This window comes from Bacillus cereus ATCC 14579 (assembly GCF_000007825.1).
Lineage (GTDB): Bacteria > Bacillota > Bacilli > Bacillales > Bacillaceae_G > Bacillus_A > Bacillus_A cereus.
In genome coordinates this window covers 229,343-245,000 of the sequence record NC_004722.1, presented here as the reverse complement: position 1 = coordinate 245,000, position 15,658 = coordinate 229,343, and the positions used below count along the sequence as shown (strand labels likewise).

The window sequence follows — 15,658 nt, the reverse complement described above, 5'->3', positions numbered from 1 at the left end:
CCCCCTGGTCCCAAACCAGGTGCTCTACCAAGCTGAGCCACTTCCCGTAATTGGCGCGCCCGAGAGGAGTCGAACCCCTAACCTCTTGATCCGTAGTCAAACGCTCTATCCAATTGAGCTACGGGCGCTTATTCATGATGTTTTTTCGTCGTTGTAATTTGGCGACTCAATTATCTTATCATACTACATTTTCAAATGCAAGCACTTTTTTAAGATTTTTTTGATGCGGCCGAGAGGACTTGAACCTCCACGGGGTTTCCCCCACTAGGCCCTCAACCTAGCGCGTCTGCCGTTCCGCCACGACCGCGCGGAAAAAACAAAAGTGAGCCATGAAGGACTCGAACCTTCGACCCTCTGATTAAAAGTCAGATGCTCTACCAACTGAGCTAATGGCTCGTAAATGGCTGGGCTAGCTGGATTCGAACCAGCGCATGACGGAGTCAAAGTCCGTTGCCTTACCGCTTGGCTATAGCCCATCGAAATAATTATCTTCTTTTCAAAGACAAATGTTATTGTAACATAATGTCCAATAAAAAACAACTGCTATATAGCAGAAGTTAAAATGGCGGTCCCGACCGGGGTCGAACCGGCGATCTCCTGCGTGACAGGCAGGCATGTTAACCACTACACCACGGGACCATTTGGTTGCGGGGACAGGATTTGAACCTGCGACCTTCGGGTTATGAGCCCGACGAGCTACCGTGCTGCTCCACCCCGCGACAATACTATTCATATAAAATTATATGGTGGAGGATGACGGGATCGAACCGCCGACCCCCTGCTTGTAAGGCAGGTGCTCTCCCAGCTGAGCTAATCCTCCGAAGTGGTGACCCGTACGGGATTCGAACCCGTGTTACCGCCGTGAAAGGGCGGTGTCTTAACCACTTGACCAACGGGCCAATATGTATGGCAGAGAAGAAGGGATTCGAACCCTCGCACCGCGTTAGCGATCTACTCCCTTAGCAGGGGAGCCCCTTGAGCCACTTGGGTACTTCTCTGTATGGCTCCGCAGGTAGGACTCGAACCTACGACCGATCGGTTAACAGCCGATAGCTCTACCACTGAGCTACTGCGGAATAATGAAGACAATTTGTATCTTATAAAAATTCTCTCTGTAAGTCAAGAAGTTTTTAACAACATCTTGTTCAAACGTGACATGTTTATAATATACTGGATTGCGTTTTTACTGTCAAGATGTTTTCGATATCGGTTTGAGTTTCCCTTTACACTTTCCACAGACATATCTTTTTATATTTATTTGACGCCTTCTTACATATTGAAGTGAACACTCCATACATTCATACTTATAAATCTTTTTTTCCTTCTCTTCATTAATCATTCGTTTACAAAAACGTGGTGCATCAACTTTCTTTAACAACTCACGAAAATCCCTGTCCCCGTGCTTATACCCTCTTCCTGCAATATGTAAGTGATAATGACAAAGCTCATGTTTAATAATCCCGACTAACTCTTCTTCACCATACAATTCGTAATATCGATAATTCAGTTCGATATTATGACTCTTCAATAAATAACGCCCACCAGTTGTACGTAATCTATTATTAAACACCGCTTTATGTAAGAACGGCATCTCAAAGTATTGTAGTGACACTTCTTCCACTAGTCGCTGAATTTCTTGCTCATCCACTCTCATTCCTCCTAAACAAAAAAATATTTTTACACTTTTCTCCCTTCTTATACATATATTAAATAGTACATATACCCATCCTCATGTAAGAAGCGTGGTTTCTAAAAACAAAACATGAATAGAAATCCACTCACCAACCTCTCATCAATAGCATTTTAGATTTTTGAGAGCAGGATTAAACAAGGAGGGATTCCTATGCCTACGTGGCTAAAAAAACAAATGCAACGTGCATATTTCGAAAAAAACCGGTATCAAATTAAGTTATTAAATGAATGCTGGTTTTATTATAGCAAAATACATCAAAGCTCATAATCCATTACACTTTTTATTTCATAAAAAAAGAGCAGTTTCATCTGCTCTCTTCTCTTACTATTCAATCGGCAACATAGATAGTGCAACGCGTCCTTTTTTTGTATCAATATCATCTACCCATACTTTTACAATTTGCCCTACTGATACAACATCTAACGGATGCTTTACAAACTGTTTGCTAAGTTTAGAAATATGTACTAAACCATCTTGCTTTACACCAACATCAACAAAAGCACCAAAATCAACAACGTTACGAACTGTTCCTTCTAGTTCCATACCACGTTTTAAATCTTCTAATTTCAAAATCCCTTTTTTCAAAAGTGGTTTAGGCAACTCATCCCTCATATCTCGTTCAGGACTAATAAGCGCATCTATAATATCAACTAACGTCGGCTCCCCAACTCCTGTTTCTTGAGATAACTTAGAAATCTCTACTTCTTCCAATCTCTTTTGTAATTGCGGTTGTCCTACGTCATCTATCGATAACCCTAGACTCTTCAATAACAATTCAACATTTTTATATTGCTCTGGATGAATACCTGTTCGATCTAATGGATTCGCTCCTTCTAGTATACGTAAGAAACCTATACATTGTTCATAAGTCTTTGCACCTAAACGTGGGATTTTCTTTAATTCCGTGCGCTTCGTGAATTTCCCATCTTCTTCTCTCTTTGCTACAATATTTTTCGCAACAGTTTTCGATAAACCTGAAACATATTGTAACAATGCAACCGAAGCCGTATTTACATTAACCCCAACTTGGTTAACAGCTGTTTCTACTACAAATGTTAATGACTCATTCAGTCTCTTTTGAGATACATCATGTTGGTATTGTCCAACCCCAACTGATTTAGGATCAATTTTCACAAGTTCAGCAAGTGGATCTTGCAGACGTCTCCCAATAGAAACGGCACTTCTCTCTTCAACTTGTAAATTTGGGAATTCCTCACGGGCTAAATCAGAAGCTGAATATACACTAGCACCCGCTTCATTTACAATAATATAAAAGACATCTCGGTTCACGCTTTGTAATACATCTACTATAAACTCTTCTGTTTCTCTAGATGCTGTCCCATTACCAATTGCAATCATTTCAACTTGATATTTATCTATAATAGAAAGAACTTTCGTTTTTGCATCATCATATTTACGAACAGGTGGATGCGGATAAATAACATCGATATGTAGTACTTTCCCCGTATCATCTACTACAGACAATTTACAACCAGTTCTATATGCCGGATCTACCGCTAGCACGACTTTCCCTTTCATCGGAGGTTGTAATAATAAGTTACGTAAGTTCTCAGAAAAAATATGTATTGCTTGTTCTTCAGCTGTTTCTGTTAATTCTTTACGAATCTCTCTTTCGATTGAAGATTGAATTAATCGTTTATAACCATCTTCAATCGCTAATTGTACATAATGTGCACTTTTCGAATCGTTATCACGAATTACTTTCTTATTTAAGAAGGTTACTATCTCATCTACTGGTGGAACAACAGCAACTCTCAATATATCTTCTTTCTCGCCACGATTCATTGCTAATACACGATGTGGTACTACTTTTTGCAATGGTTCTTCATAACTGTAATACATTTCATATATATTCTTTTCATCTTTTTCTTCATCTTTCACGGAAGAAGACATAACACCTTTTCTAAAAGTAACATTTCGAATCCAACTACGATACGCAGCTTCATCTGAAACCATTTCTGCAATAATGTCTTGTGCACCTTGTAAAGCTTCTTCTGCAGATTGCACTTCTTTCTCTACATTAATAAATTCCACTGCCTTTTTAGCCGGATCTTCTTTCTTATATGACAATAACCATTCAGCTAATGGTTCTAATCCTTTTTCTTTAGCAACTGTCGCTTTCGTTCTTCTTTTCTCTTTATATGGACGATATAGATCTTCTACTTCTTGCAACTTTGTAGCTTTAACAATTTGCTGTCGTAGCTCTTCTGTCAGTTTCCCCTTCTCATCAATAAGACGAAGAACTTCTTCCTTCCTATCTTCAAGTTGCATCATATATTGCCATCTCTCTAAAATCGTACGAATTTGCACCTCATCTAAAGAGCCTGTCCATTCTTTTCGGTAACGAGCAATAAATGGAACTGTGTTACCTTCTTCTGTTAATTGAATAACATGACGAACTTGCTTTTCGGTAAAGCCTAATTCTTTCACTAACATTTTCATTAACGCTTGTCGATTATCTACCATTTCCATATACAACCGTAACCTCCTCTATAATAAAAAAAGTTGCCCTTCAAAGAGAGCAACTTAAACTGCCGATTTAAAAATCTATTAGTCCTAAACTAATTTGTAGCGCTTCATCTACACGAATCATCATCACTTCATCTAAGTGAGTGATTTTGTCCGTTAAGCGCTGCTTATCGATTGTTCGAATCTGCTCAAGTAAAATAACAGAATCTCTCTCAAAACCGTACTTTTTCGCATCAATTTCCACATGAGTGGGTAATTTCGCTTTTTGAATCTGTGCAGTAATAGCCGCTACAATCACCGTTGGACTAAAACGATTTCCGATGTCATTTTGAATGACAAGAACCGGACGAACGCCTCCTTGCTCAGAACCAACAACTGGGGAAAGGTCTGCAAAATACACGTCGCCGCGTTTTACAATCAAAATATTACCCCCCGCTAACTAAGCGTTCTACTGTATGAGCTGCTTCATACTCTGCTAAGAAAGCTTCAGATGCAATACCAAGATTAATTTTTCCCATTTCAATGTACCCACGTCGCATTGATTCATGTTGGTAGCGTTTCTTCGTCTTATGTTGACGCAATAACAATTGTGTTGCCTGGCAAATTAGTTCATGGCGATTCTTATTCTCTTGTTTTCCAATTCCGTCCAATTCCGTTACCATTTGCTTTGGCAACCGAACCACGATTTCAGTAGTTACACTTGATTCGGACACAAAAATACACCTCCACCGTCAACTACACACCCAAATATATATATGACACCTATTGTAATAATACCATTGTATGGAGCCTGTTGCAAAGACTTCCTTATTCCTTGCTTATGTTTTCCAATTCACAAACAAAACATTCATCTTCTTAAATTTTTTATCTCATAACTAACTAAAAACAATAGAACTCCTCTTCAAAACTTACGTGCAACTTATATAAAAAATGATTATAAGTAAAAAGCTTCTCATCAAAAAGAGCTTATTATCCAGCAATGAACAGTCACTCCAATGACAAGAAGCAATCATACTACCTTCTATATATTGTTCAAGTAATTAATTATCTCTACAACCTTACCATTCCGTATAAATATTCTCGGCACACGGAAACTGATCGTTGCAATAATTTCATAATTAATAGTCCCTGAGTATTCCGCAACCTCTGTAGCGCTAATATACTCATCTCCTTGCCTTCCAATAAGCGTAACTTTCGTACCAAGTGGCACTTCACAAGGAAGATGAATCATGAACTGATCCATTGTTACTCGCCCTACAATCGGTACCCTTTTACCATTTATAAGCACTTCAAATCCTTGTAACCTCCTAAGCCACCCATCTGCATAGCCAATCGCTACAGTCGCAATCCATTCTTCAGTTTTCGTTCGGTAGGTGACGTTATAACTAATTCCATCACCTTTAATTACCTGTTTAATATGAGCGACTTTCGTATGAAGTGATAGCGCCGGTTCTAATTCAAATGGTAAAAAAGGACGTATTTCTACAGAAGGAGATAATCCATACATTGCAATCCCAATTCGCACTGCATTAAATGTAATCCCTTGAAAACGTAACGTCGCAGCACTATTAGCTGTATGAACAAACTTAGGATCCACTCCGAATTCTTTCAACCAACTTAACTGCTCTAAGAACGTGTTATATTGCTTATCAAAATACGAAGTCTCAACTTCATCTGCCGTTGCAAAATGCGTGTATACTCCTTCTAACTCTAAAAACGGTGCACCCTCTAAACTCTTTAAAAATTCTTTTAGCTCTTTTCTTTCACGTATTCCAATTCTCCCCATACCACTATCAAAGTTAATATGGAATTTCATTACAGATGAACCATCCCAAAGTTTAATTGCTTCGTCCACCCATTCTTTTTGAAAAACCGTTAGCGCTACATCATTTTCAGCAGCTACATTTACATCACGCGGCGGCGAGGGACCTAACACTAAAATCGGCTCAGTAATACCAGCCCTCCGAAGCACTAAAGCTTCATCTAAAAAAGCAACAGCTAACCTTGTTGCACCTGCTTCTAATGCCGTTTTAGCCACCGGTACATAATCGTGCCCATATGCGTTTGCTTTAACTACAGCAAAAATCTCTACATTACTTGGGATGAACTCTTTAATATGTGTAACGTTGTTATAAATGGCATCTAAATCCACTTCCACCCAAGTGTCACGGTAAAATGGTGCTTCTTCCATAAATACACTTCCTTATACACGATATGCGAAGCTTATTCTTTTATATGCTTCTTTTATGAAATCCACCTTCAAACTAAGAAAAGACGTGGTGCACATATATCACCACGTCTAAGAAGTTTACTTCACCTGCTTCGCTGTAACTGAACGAGCAACCATTAACAGCTCCTTCGGCTCTAAACCTTTAGACACGAGCATATATTCTACTCCGTTATGCGACCACGTTACAGAGTCTTTCGTTAATGCACCAATCGTAAATCCAAGATCAACTGGTTCTCCACTTACACTTACCGCTGATGATGCCTCTGCAACTTTTGCCTTTTCTTGTATTAAAGTAAAGGATTTCTTATTTCCAGTGTATGTGAGTATCGCACGCTTGCCACTGTCTGTCTTCAACTCTTTTTCATCTTGCAGAGTCATACCTTGTGGTGTATCAAGTGGATACAAAATAGCAAACGGTTTGTCTTCTTTCGCTGTTGTTTGAACATCTACCTGCGCTCTAGACATATTTTGTTTCGTATCAAATGCACCTTTATCAAATTTCGCATCGAATTTCACTTTAGAGAAATCTACTTTCACAAGAACATTTTGATCATTATCCATTAACTTCACTGAAACTGGAGTCAAGTCGCTCTTATTCAATGTAATCTCTTGTCTCGGCAACATATTTTGATGTTGATAGTTTGTTTTTGTTTTAAAAATATAATACTTATCTGTTTTCTCAAAAGTAAGGTTTTTCTTGTCCTGCAAAATATCTCTTACAAGTGATTCATATAAATAAGCCTGGCTACTATTTTGCGGCCAATCACTTTGAAAACGGAAGCTCTTATTAAGTGCTGGCGTTAATACAAATACACCTTCTTCATTTCTCAAAATAATTAGGCTCTGATCTTTTTTTGCATTTTTTAAATTCACACGATAAAAAGACGGTTCCTTATGCCAAATCTCTACGTTATACTCTTGAGGCTCATTGCCTGTTTTAATAGATAATTTTGCCTCAGCTTGATAACTTTTCATCCCTTTTACTTTTGATTCTAAATCTCTCACGACATCATCTTGCTTCTTTTCCATACAACCCGCCAACACAAAAACGGTCAACAAACCGACAAGAACTAAAAACAGACGCCTTTTCATCAATTCAGCCCCTTTGCCCCTATAAATGAATGGAAGATGTACCTTCCTTATCGCTACCTCAAATATATGAGACAAAGATATAAAATATGCAGACTAGCGTGACAAGCTTTCTAAAACAACTTGAGCAACAGCAAATTCCTTACTATGACTAATTGATAAATGAACAATATACTCTGTACTTGTAATCAGAATTGGCTTACCTCTTTCATCATTTTTCACTTCAATATCTAAAAAACTCACTTCTTTTCCGATACCAGTACCTACAGCTTTTGAATACGCCTCTTTCGCTGCAAACCTTCCAGCTACAAACTCTGTAAGGCGACTTCCTTTCAGCTCCATAGCAACATTACGTTCATTTTCCGTTAAAATACGTTCCATAAATTTAAGCTTTCCATCTAGCATTTTTTCAATACGATTTAATTCAATAATATCGATACCAATCCCTATAATCATTTCAAAATCCCCTTCTTCTATTTAACTTTCTTCTTTCATATTGATAAGAATAACAGAGAATCTTTCTGATGCAAAAGGGGTGATAGTAACCGTATGCTAATAAGATCCACTCATATTTCTTTACAACCGACTATTCTTACCTTACTGCTTATTCATTTAGTCATGATGATATTAGGCGACTTTTTTCTCTTACCACTGGCAGCCTCTAATGAATATATCGCGAAAGGAGAATGGTGGCGTGTCATAACTTCTCTTCTCGTACACGTAGACTTACAACATTTTCTTTCTAATAGTATTTTTTTGTTTGCTCTTGGTTCTTCTATCGAAAAGCAACTCGGACACTTTTCTTTTTTTATTCTATTTTTTCTCTCTGGAATTTCTGGAAATATTTCTTCTTATATTATTATGCCGCTTGAATATATTCACGCAGGTGCATCAGGTGGTATTTTCGGACTATTAGGTGCACAGTTATTTTTATTGTACAATCGATACCGCTCTTCAAAACCAAAAGAAATTGCCATTTTCTCAATTATGATACTTCTATTACTGCTATTTACTTTCTTTAACCCTTCTGCCAATCCGATCAGTCATTTAACAGGTTTAATAACCGGTGGCATTTTAACCCCTTTTTTAACAAAAAAAAACGATGGTGCAAAGCTTATTTAATATAAAAGCTTGCACCATCGATAATTTCTACATCTACTTGTTCACTTAAATCTCTCATTAATTGAAATAAAGACTCATCCTTCATCTTCGCCTCAATCATACAATCAATTTGCGGAACACTTCCCTTTATCCTTCTTAAAAAAGATAAAAATGCGTCTACATTAATATAATCTGCATGAGCTCTTGGATCTTTTCCCTCTCTAGGGCTAGAGATATGCATTTTAATCGGCAACAAAGACGTTTCCCACGTATGAACAACACGTGCCCAATCTTCATACCAATCTTCTTGCTCATTATTCATCATATGGTGATGCAAGTCAAATACGACGGGAATATCTAATTTTTCTCCTAAATATAATGTTTCCTCTAACGTAAAGGTTGTATCATCATTTTCTAATATAATCATTTCTTGAATACCCCTTGGGACATTCGACCAATTCTCTATAAAGCGCTCTAATGCAAGTTCTTTATCTTTATATCCTCCTCCAACATGCAGTACACATCGTTGCTTATGTTCAATCCCCATACCTTTTAATAATTTTTTGTGCATCTGCAATGTTTTTACAGATTGTTTAAAAACACTCTCTTCAGGTGAATTTAGTACAACAAAATGATCTGGATGGAAATCAATTCTCATATTCATATGAACTGCATATTCACCTAGTTTTTTTAAATTTTCTTTTAACGGACGAATATAGTTCCACTCTAGCAATTCCTCATGATTCGCTAAAGGAATGAGCTTTGAACTGAGCCGAAAGAAAGATATGTCATGCCCTTTATTATGCTTTAATAAACGTAAACAATTTTCTAAATTGGAATTAGCAATTCTTTCAAGCTTACGAATTGCAGCATCACGATCATCTAATTTCTGAAACTGTGCATACGTCATCGTTTGAGATGGAGATGCATTCTTCAAATGCACACTCATCGCAACGTAACCAAGCCTTACAAGCATATAACAGCCCCTTTTCTATCATAACTATTATGTAGTATGCACAATTATAGAAATAAAAAAAGAGAATGCCCGCAAAGGGCATTCTCTTTTTTTTATTAAGCTTGTGGACGGCTATGATGTTTTCTTTCGCCGCGTCCATTTGAAGAACCAGGGCGACCTTGGCCTTCACCTCTACGACCACGACTACCACCATCACGATTACGATCGCGGTTACCATCACGATTGCGATCACGGTTTCCGTCACGATTACGTCCATCACGGTTACGGTCACGATTACGTCCATCGCCACCGCCGCGTCCATCACGACTACGATTACGGTTACCATCACGGTATCCGCCTCCGTTACCGCCGCGTTTTTTAGAACCGCCGCCTCTTGAAACAACAGGTGGTTCTGATGTTAAAGCGATCGGAGTTGTATCCGGCTCTTTAGTCATCATTTTTAAAGCAGCAGCTACTACTGTTACAGAGTCATTTTCTTCTAACATTTCTTCTGCAATACGCTTGTAGTATGCTAAGTTTTCATTTTCAATTGTGCTTTGAAGCTTTTCAGCGATTAAACGTTGTTGACCTTCTAATGCCTCGTCAAGTGTCGGTGCATCCATACGGTCCATTTTACGTTTTGTTGTACGCTCGATATTTTTTAATTGTCCTGATTCACGTGGTGTTACAAATAGCATTGCAATACCTTTTTTACCTGCACGACCAGTACGACCGATACGGTGAACGTATGATTCTGGATCTTGTGGAATATCGAAGTTATATACGTGCGTTACGCCTGAAATATCAAGACCACGCGCAGCAACGTCTGTTGCAACAAGAACTTCAATAGAACCTTCTTTAAATTTACGTAATACAGACATACGTTTCGCCTGAGTTAAATCACCGTGAATACCTTCTGCAGCATAACCACGTAAGTTTAATGCTTCTGATAATTCATCAACACGACGCTTTGTACGACCAAATACGATTGCAAGCTCTGGAGATTGAATATCTAATAAGCGTGTTAACACGTCAAACTTTTTCTTTTCTTGCACTTCTAAATAGAACTGCTGAATGTTTGGCATTGTTACTTCTTTTGCTTTTACTTTAATGTGTTGAGGCTCAGTCATGAAACGCTCAGCAATACGGCGGATTGGATCCGGCATTGTCGCTGAGAATAGTAATGTTTGATGTGTTTCTGGCACATCTGTTAAAATTGCTTCAATGTCTTCAATGAAGCCCATGTTTAACATTTCATCCGCTTCGTCAAGAACAACTGTCTCTACGTTTTGCAGACGAAGTGTTTTACGGTTAATATGATCTAAAATACGACCCGGCGTACCAACAATAATGTGTGGGTGTTTTTTTAGAGCACGAATTTGGCGGTTAATATCTTGACCACCATAAATCGGTAAAATACGAACGCGTTTATGCTTACCAATTTTGTATAATTCTTCTCCAACTTGAATTGCTAATTCACGCGTTGGCGCGATAACAATACCTTGAACCGATTCTTTATGTGTATCCACTTTATCTAATAGTGGTAATCCGAATGCTGCTGTTTTCCCTGTACCTGTTTGCGCTTGCCCAATAATATCTTTACCTTGCAATGCATGTGGAATTGTTTCAGCTTGAATTGGTGTAGCCTCTTCAAAGCCCATACTTTCAACAGATTGCAGTAAAGAATCACTTAATCCTAATTCTCGAAATGTATGTCAATGTTACTTCTCCTTTTCTATCCTATACTTATCATTTAAAAAAAGGCGTTTTCCGAATTTGCGGAAAAGCCCTTTTCCTGAATGCTCACGTATATAAACGGGCGTATATTCTTCACGAAAATACTTCTAAACGTTATTACACTTTATCAATTATAAGTTTTGTATGTGTAAAAAGCAAACCCAACTGTTACCTTATTTTCATATTCAGAGTTTTTTTCTTCACTTTTATTTTTTTATATTTACTGTAAGCGCTTATTATAAGTTTCTTCTATTTTCGTAACTATCATCCCTATTTATATACACCAATTATTTCAACATCGTAATTACTTCTTCTAATTTCATACCGCGAGATGCTTTTATTAATACAACATCTTTCACATCGACTACTGCTTGTAAATCTTTTACTAACTCTTCTTTATTATCATACGCCTTTACACGTTCATTAGGGAAATTAATTTTTGCTCCTTCAGCAATTTGAGCCCCTAATCTACCGTATGTGAATACATGTGAGATTTTTGCTGGATCGATTAATTTTCCTACCTCATAATGGAACTGTACTTCTTGATCTCCAAGTTCTAACATATCACCGAGCACAACGATTTTTTTAGCAAAACCATCTAAACCATTCATTAAATGGAATGCTGCTTCCATAGCCGTCGGGCTTGCATTATAAGCATCGTTGATAATTGTTAAACCACTATTTGTTTTCACAATTTCCATACGCATGCCCGTCATTTGAAGTGTTACTAAACCTTCTTTCATCTCTTCCCACGTTACACCAAAATGTTTCGCAATTGCCATTGAAGCAAGTGTATTATACACATTATGTTTTCCTAACACCGGTAAGTAGAATGAAATATTTTCATCTCTATTCATTTTGAAATGTGTCCCAGTTGCTTGTAATGTTACAGTCGTGGGATAATAATCGTTTGCTCTTGCATCACCAAACGTAACCGTTTCTGCTGCTAAATTCATTCCAGGAACACGATTCGTTAATAAAGGCTCATCTCCGTTATATACGAACACGCCACCTTCTTGTAATCCTGTAACAATTTCTAATTTCGCTTCAGCAATTGCCTCACGAGATCCTAAATCCATTAAATGTGCCTCACCAATATTTGTAATGATAGCTGCATTAGGACGAGCTAACTTAGATAAGAATTCAATTTCGCCTCGGCTTGACATACCCATCTCTAATACTGCTACTTCTGTATTTTCTTCTAAGTTTAAAATGGTAAGAGGTAATCCGATATGGTTATTGAAGTTCCCTTCTGTTTTTTGCACTTTGAATTTAGTCGCAAGAAGACTTGTTACAATATCTTTCGTAGATGTTTTACCGTTACTACCCGTTACACCTACAACTTTAACATCCAATTGATCGCGATAGTTTTTCGCTAACATTTGCAATGCCGATAGCGTGTCTTCTACAAAAATAACCGGAAGATTCTCAGGTGGATTCGCTACATCTTTCATCCATAATGTAGCCACAGCTCCATTTTCAACAGCTTTATCTACAAAAGCATGTCCATCGAAGCGCTCCCCTTGAATCGGAACATACAAGTTTCCTTTTTCAATTTTTCTCGTATCAATAGACACGCCTTGAATAGTAATTCCCTCATATTGCTCTGCTAATTCAGTACCATTTACCATCTGTTCCACTTGCTTTAACATTCGCTTTATCATATATAAACGCTCCTTACATAGAGGAAGCACTATTCCTATGAATAGTGCTTCCTCCTTTTTTGTTAGATTGTATATTTAATTTTTTGTTTTTCTTCGTGACGTTCAATCGCTAAACGAATTAGCTCTTCGATTAATTCTGGATACGGTAACCCAGTATGTTGCCATAATAGAGGGAACATACTGAACGGTGTAAATCCTGGCATTGTGTTTACTTCGTTAATATACACTTCTCCATCTTTCGTTAAGAAGAAATCAGCTCGCGTTAAACCTGCACCGTCTAATGATTGGAATGCAATAATCGCATCACGCTTAATTACATTAGATTCTTCTTCTGTCATTTCAGCTGGAATAATTAGCGCCGTATCACCATCGATATATTTCGACTTATAATCATAGAAGTCCTTTTTCGGAACGATTTCACCTACAACTGAACATTTCGGCTCATCATTACCTAGTACCCCAACTTCTACTTCACGACCTACAATATTTTCTTCTACAATAATTTTGCGATCAAATTGGAATGCCTCTACAAATGCATCCTCAAGTTCTTCACGATTTTTACACTTATTAATACCAACACTTGAACCAAGGTTCGCTGGTTTTACGAAGCAAGGATATCCTAACTTATCTTCTACTTTAGAATAAGCTTCCTCACGATTTTTTTCCCATGCACTACGAATGAAGGATGCATATTTTGCTTGTTTTAAACCAGCCTCTGCAAAGATGTTTTTCATAACAACTTTATCCATACCAGCAGATGATGCTAGAACACCATTTCCTACATAAGGGATATTCATTAATTCTAATAGTCCTTGAACCGTTCCATCTTCACCGTTTGGTCCATGTAGTAATGGGAAAATAACGTCAATAGCGTTCTCCTCAGAAGCTGCAGATGGGATAATTTCTGTACTTAATGATAACGGAGAAATCGCATTTTCTGCACCGCTCATTTTTAAAGCTTCAACATCTGTTACTTCGCCTTCAATACGCTCACCACGTACCCATTGACCTTGTTCTGTAATATAAATTGGATGAATCTCGAATTTATCTTGATTTAACGCTTTAATAGCAGCAAGAGCCGTCTGTAGCGAAACTTGATGCTCAGCTGATTTTCCACCATATAATAAACCTAATTTAATTTTCGTCAATGAAATCACCCTAACCAATTGTTTTCATTTTTCTATTTTAGCACTTTTTATAAAAATAGGTAGTTCCTATTTGAAATAAAATGTAACTTCCATAAATAATTAAATAACATCACTTATTGGTTTTTCATTTCATTTTCTATATAGCTACACAAAATAAAATGGCAATCTAATCTAGTTATGTACCTAAAATATGTAGAAATCCCCTTTTTTGTGTATGTCATCTATTCACTAAGAAGATTGTTTGGTTAGTGTGTCTTTTTGCCTTTGCTCAACAAGGCGATCTAAAGAAACATATACAATACCTGCAACTACACATCCTACAGCTAAAATTGTAAATAGAAAGTGACCAAGTAATCGATCTAATAAAAAACCGCCCAAAAGTGGACCAAATGCGCTTCCTGTAATCCACTGCAAACTTGCAGCTCCCATATAAGTCCCTCTCAAATGCTCAGGGGCCAAATTTGCTACAAATGTCATCTGTACAGGCGACATAATCATTTCACCTAACGTATATAAAGCATAAACGAACAGTAGTGTTATTAAAATAATTGTAGCATTTGTATTAAATTCTCCAAACCACTTCGGTAACCACCCTATAAAAAATAATCCAATCCCGAATAAACATGCACCATATAACATCGTCTTCCCGACCGGTTTATCCGTAGCCCATTTTGAAATTTGAAACTGGAATAAAACAACTAATAGTCCGTTTAACGCCATTAAATATGGATATGGATTATTCGTTCCAAAAATATGCTTCATTTCATTATCAAAATGTAGTGGCAACATGCCTTCGGTTTGAGAAAACCCCATCGAAATGATAATGCCTGCTAATAAGTAAATCATTAATACCTTATCTCGCATTACAATTTTCCAAACTGTCCCAGCTTCCTTTTCTTTATGTTCTTCCTTATCTGTCCTTTTTGGCATCGTCTCTTGAATAAGAAGTAATACAAGTAACGCATAAAATAGCATTGTAGAAGAGGCAATAATAAACACAAGGTTCTTTGACAACACAACTACTGATGCTCCCATTATCGGACCAATCGCAGCACCTATATTGTGTCCCATTCGTAATAAACCATATGCCTCTGTTCTTTTTTCTGGTGCCGTTACATCCGCGACCATAGCTGATGCAGCTGGATGAAATAAAGAATTACTCAACCCTAAAAAAATAGATAAAATTGCATATGGAATAAATCCTTCTATAAATAGAAAACCGAGCATTAATAATGCATTACTTGCCATAGAAAATATCATAATAGGCTTTCTTCCATATATGTCAGCAATTCTCCCTCCTATAAGTGATCCAAAACTTGCAGCAATTGGAGAAAGCGCCATAATAACCCCAACTTCCAACAACGAATCTACCTTATCTTTTAAATATAATGCAAAAAAAGGCATTAACATCATCATTGCAATTCCATTTAACGTCTCTCCAATAAATCGAATCCATACGTTACGGTCCATCTCCCTTAACTCACGCCACGTATTTTTCATCATTTCACCCCTTTAGTTAGCCAACAATTATCTTATAATAAGTTCAAAAAA

14 protein-coding genes and 11 tRNA genes (1 of these 25 only partly in view) are annotated in these 15,658 nt (G+C 37.3%); 2 read left to right on the top strand and 23 right to left on the bottom strand.

Annotated features, from left to right (window positions below; translation table 11 throughout):
* From BC_RS01430 to BC_RS01375, 12 genes are all read right to left on the bottom strand, one after another.
* Nucleotides 1-47 (bottom strand) — tRNA-Pro (locus BC_RS01430); it reaches 30 nt to the left of the window's first position.
* Between the two features lie 4 nt (nucleotides 48-51).
* Nucleotides 52-128, bottom strand: a tRNA-Arg gene (locus tag BC_RS01425).
* Nucleotides 129-224: 96 nt separating this feature from the next.
* Nucleotides 225-307 (bottom strand) — tRNA-Leu (locus BC_RS01420).
* Nucleotides 308-323: 16 nt separating this feature from the next.
* Nucleotides 324-396, bottom strand: a tRNA-Lys gene (locus BC_RS01415).
* Nucleotides 397-401: 5 nt separating this feature from the next.
* Nucleotides 402-476 (bottom strand) — tRNA-Gln (locus BC_RS01410).
* An 87-nt stretch (nucleotides 477-563) separates the two neighbouring features.
* Nucleotides 564-639: transfer RNA gene (locus BC_RS01405), tRNA-Asp, on the bottom strand.
* Nucleotides 640-642: 3 nt separating this feature from the next.
* A tRNA-Met gene (locus BC_RS01400) sits at nucleotides 643-719 on the bottom strand.
* A 25-nt stretch (nucleotides 720-744) separates the two neighbouring features.
* Nucleotides 745-820, bottom strand: a tRNA-Val gene (locus BC_RS01395).
* 4 nt (nucleotides 821-824) lie between these two features.
* A tRNA-Glu gene (locus BC_RS01390) sits at nucleotides 825-899 on the bottom strand.
* 8 nt (nucleotides 900-907) lie between these two features.
* Nucleotides 908-998, bottom strand: a tRNA-Ser gene (locus BC_RS01385).
* 3 nt (nucleotides 999-1,001) lie between these two features.
* Nucleotides 1,002-1,076: transfer RNA gene (locus BC_RS01380), tRNA-Asn, on the bottom strand.
* A gap of 113 nt (nucleotides 1,077-1,189) precedes the next feature.
* Nucleotides 1,190-1,648, bottom strand: a complete 459-nt coding sequence (locus tag BC_RS01375; RefSeq protein WP_000344231.1) for a SprT family protein — start codon at nucleotides 1,646-1,648, stop codon at nucleotides 1,190-1,192.
* Between the two features lie 195 nt (nucleotides 1,649-1,843).
* Between BC_RS01375 and cmpA the strand changes: the two genes are divergently transcribed.
* Nucleotides 1,844-1,960 (top strand): cortex morphogenetic protein CmpA, encoded by a 117-nt coding sequence (cmpA, locus tag BC_RS01370; RefSeq protein ID WP_001143642.1) that lies wholly within the window; start codon nucleotides 1,844-1,846, stop codon nucleotides 1,958-1,960.
* 57 nt (nucleotides 1,961-2,017) lie between these two features.
* Here the strand turns inward: cmpA and BC_RS01365 are convergent, their stop codons facing one another.
* The 6 genes from BC_RS01365 to acpS form a co-directional block, all read right to left on the bottom strand.
* Nucleotides 2,018-4,186: a Tex family protein gene (locus BC_RS01365; protein ID WP_000426247.1), complete on the bottom strand. Its 2,169-nt coding sequence runs from the start codon at nucleotides 4,184-4,186 to the stop codon at nucleotides 2,018-2,020.
* 67 nt (nucleotides 4,187-4,253) lie between these two features.
* On the bottom strand, nucleotides 4,254-4,604 hold the full coding sequence (ndoA, locus tag BC_RS01360) for a type II toxin-antitoxin system endoribonuclease NdoA (RefSeq protein ID WP_000635963.1): 351 nt from the start codon (nucleotides 4,602-4,604) through the stop codon (nucleotides 4,254-4,256).
* Nucleotides 4,605-4,608: 4 nt separating this feature from the next.
* Nucleotides 4,609-4,896, bottom strand: a complete 288-nt coding sequence (locus BC_RS01355) for an antitoxin EndoAI (protein ID WP_000004570.1) — start codon at nucleotides 4,894-4,896, stop codon at nucleotides 4,609-4,611.
* Nucleotides 4,897-5,204: 308 nt separating this feature from the next.
* Entirely contained in the window at nucleotides 5,205-6,374 is a 1,170-nt protein-coding gene (gene alr, locus BC_RS01350; RefSeq protein WP_000390615.1) for an alanine racemase, read from the bottom strand.
* A gap of 117 nt (nucleotides 6,375-6,491) precedes the next feature.
* Nucleotides 6,492-7,442, bottom strand: a complete 951-nt coding sequence (locus tag BC_RS01345) for a LolA family protein (protein WP_164928341.1) — start codon at nucleotides 7,440-7,442, stop codon at nucleotides 6,492-6,494.
* A 156-nt stretch (nucleotides 7,443-7,598) separates the two neighbouring features.
* Nucleotides 7,599-7,958 carry a holo-ACP synthase gene (gene acpS, locus BC_RS01340; RefSeq protein ID WP_000583416.1) on the bottom strand — a complete coding sequence of 120 codons (360 nt, stop codon included), beginning with the start codon at nucleotides 7,956-7,958 and terminating at the stop codon, nucleotides 7,599-7,601.
* 93 nt (nucleotides 7,959-8,051) lie between these two features.
* On the opposite strand from acpS, the gene BC_RS01335 reads away from it, so the two are divergent.
* Nucleotides 8,052-8,624 carry a rhomboid family intramembrane serine protease gene (locus BC_RS01335; RefSeq protein WP_000908523.1) on the top strand — a complete coding sequence of 191 codons (573 nt, stop codon included), beginning with the start codon at nucleotides 8,052-8,054 and terminating at the stop codon, nucleotides 8,622-8,624.
* On the opposite strand, the gene uvsE is transcribed toward BC_RS01335, so the two are convergent.
* From uvsE to BC_RS01310, 5 genes are all read right to left on the bottom strand, one after another.
* Entirely contained in the window at nucleotides 8,617-9,579 is a 963-nt protein-coding gene (uvsE, locus tag BC_RS01330) for a UV DNA damage repair endonuclease UvsE (protein ID WP_000961166.1), read from the bottom strand. The genes BC_RS01335 and uvsE overlap by 8 nt on opposite strands.
* A 95-nt stretch (nucleotides 9,580-9,674) precedes the next feature.
* Nucleotides 9,675-11,219, bottom strand: coding sequence for a DEAD/DEAH box helicase (locus tag BC_RS01325; protein ID WP_000505235.1), 1,545 nt, complete (start codon nucleotides 11,217-11,219; stop codon nucleotides 9,675-9,677).
* 363 nt (nucleotides 11,220-11,582) lie between these two features.
* Nucleotides 11,583-12,959, bottom strand: coding sequence for a UDP-N-acetylmuramoyl-tripeptide--D-alanyl-D-alanine ligase (gene murF, locus BC_RS01320; protein ID WP_000595957.1), 1,377 nt, complete (start codon nucleotides 12,957-12,959; stop codon nucleotides 11,583-11,585).
* Between the two features lie 62 nt (nucleotides 12,960-13,021).
* Nucleotides 13,022-14,107: a D-alanine--D-alanine ligase gene (locus BC_RS01315; protein ID WP_000161427.1), complete on the bottom strand. Its 1,086-nt coding sequence runs from the start codon at nucleotides 14,105-14,107 to the stop codon at nucleotides 13,022-13,024.
* Nucleotides 14,108-14,335: 228 nt separating this feature from the next.
* Nucleotides 14,336-15,607, bottom strand: a complete 1,272-nt coding sequence (locus tag BC_RS01310) for an MDR family MFS transporter (protein WP_000799718.1) — start codon at nucleotides 15,605-15,607, stop codon at nucleotides 14,336-14,338.
* Nucleotides 15,608-15,658 lie beyond the last annotated feature (51 nt).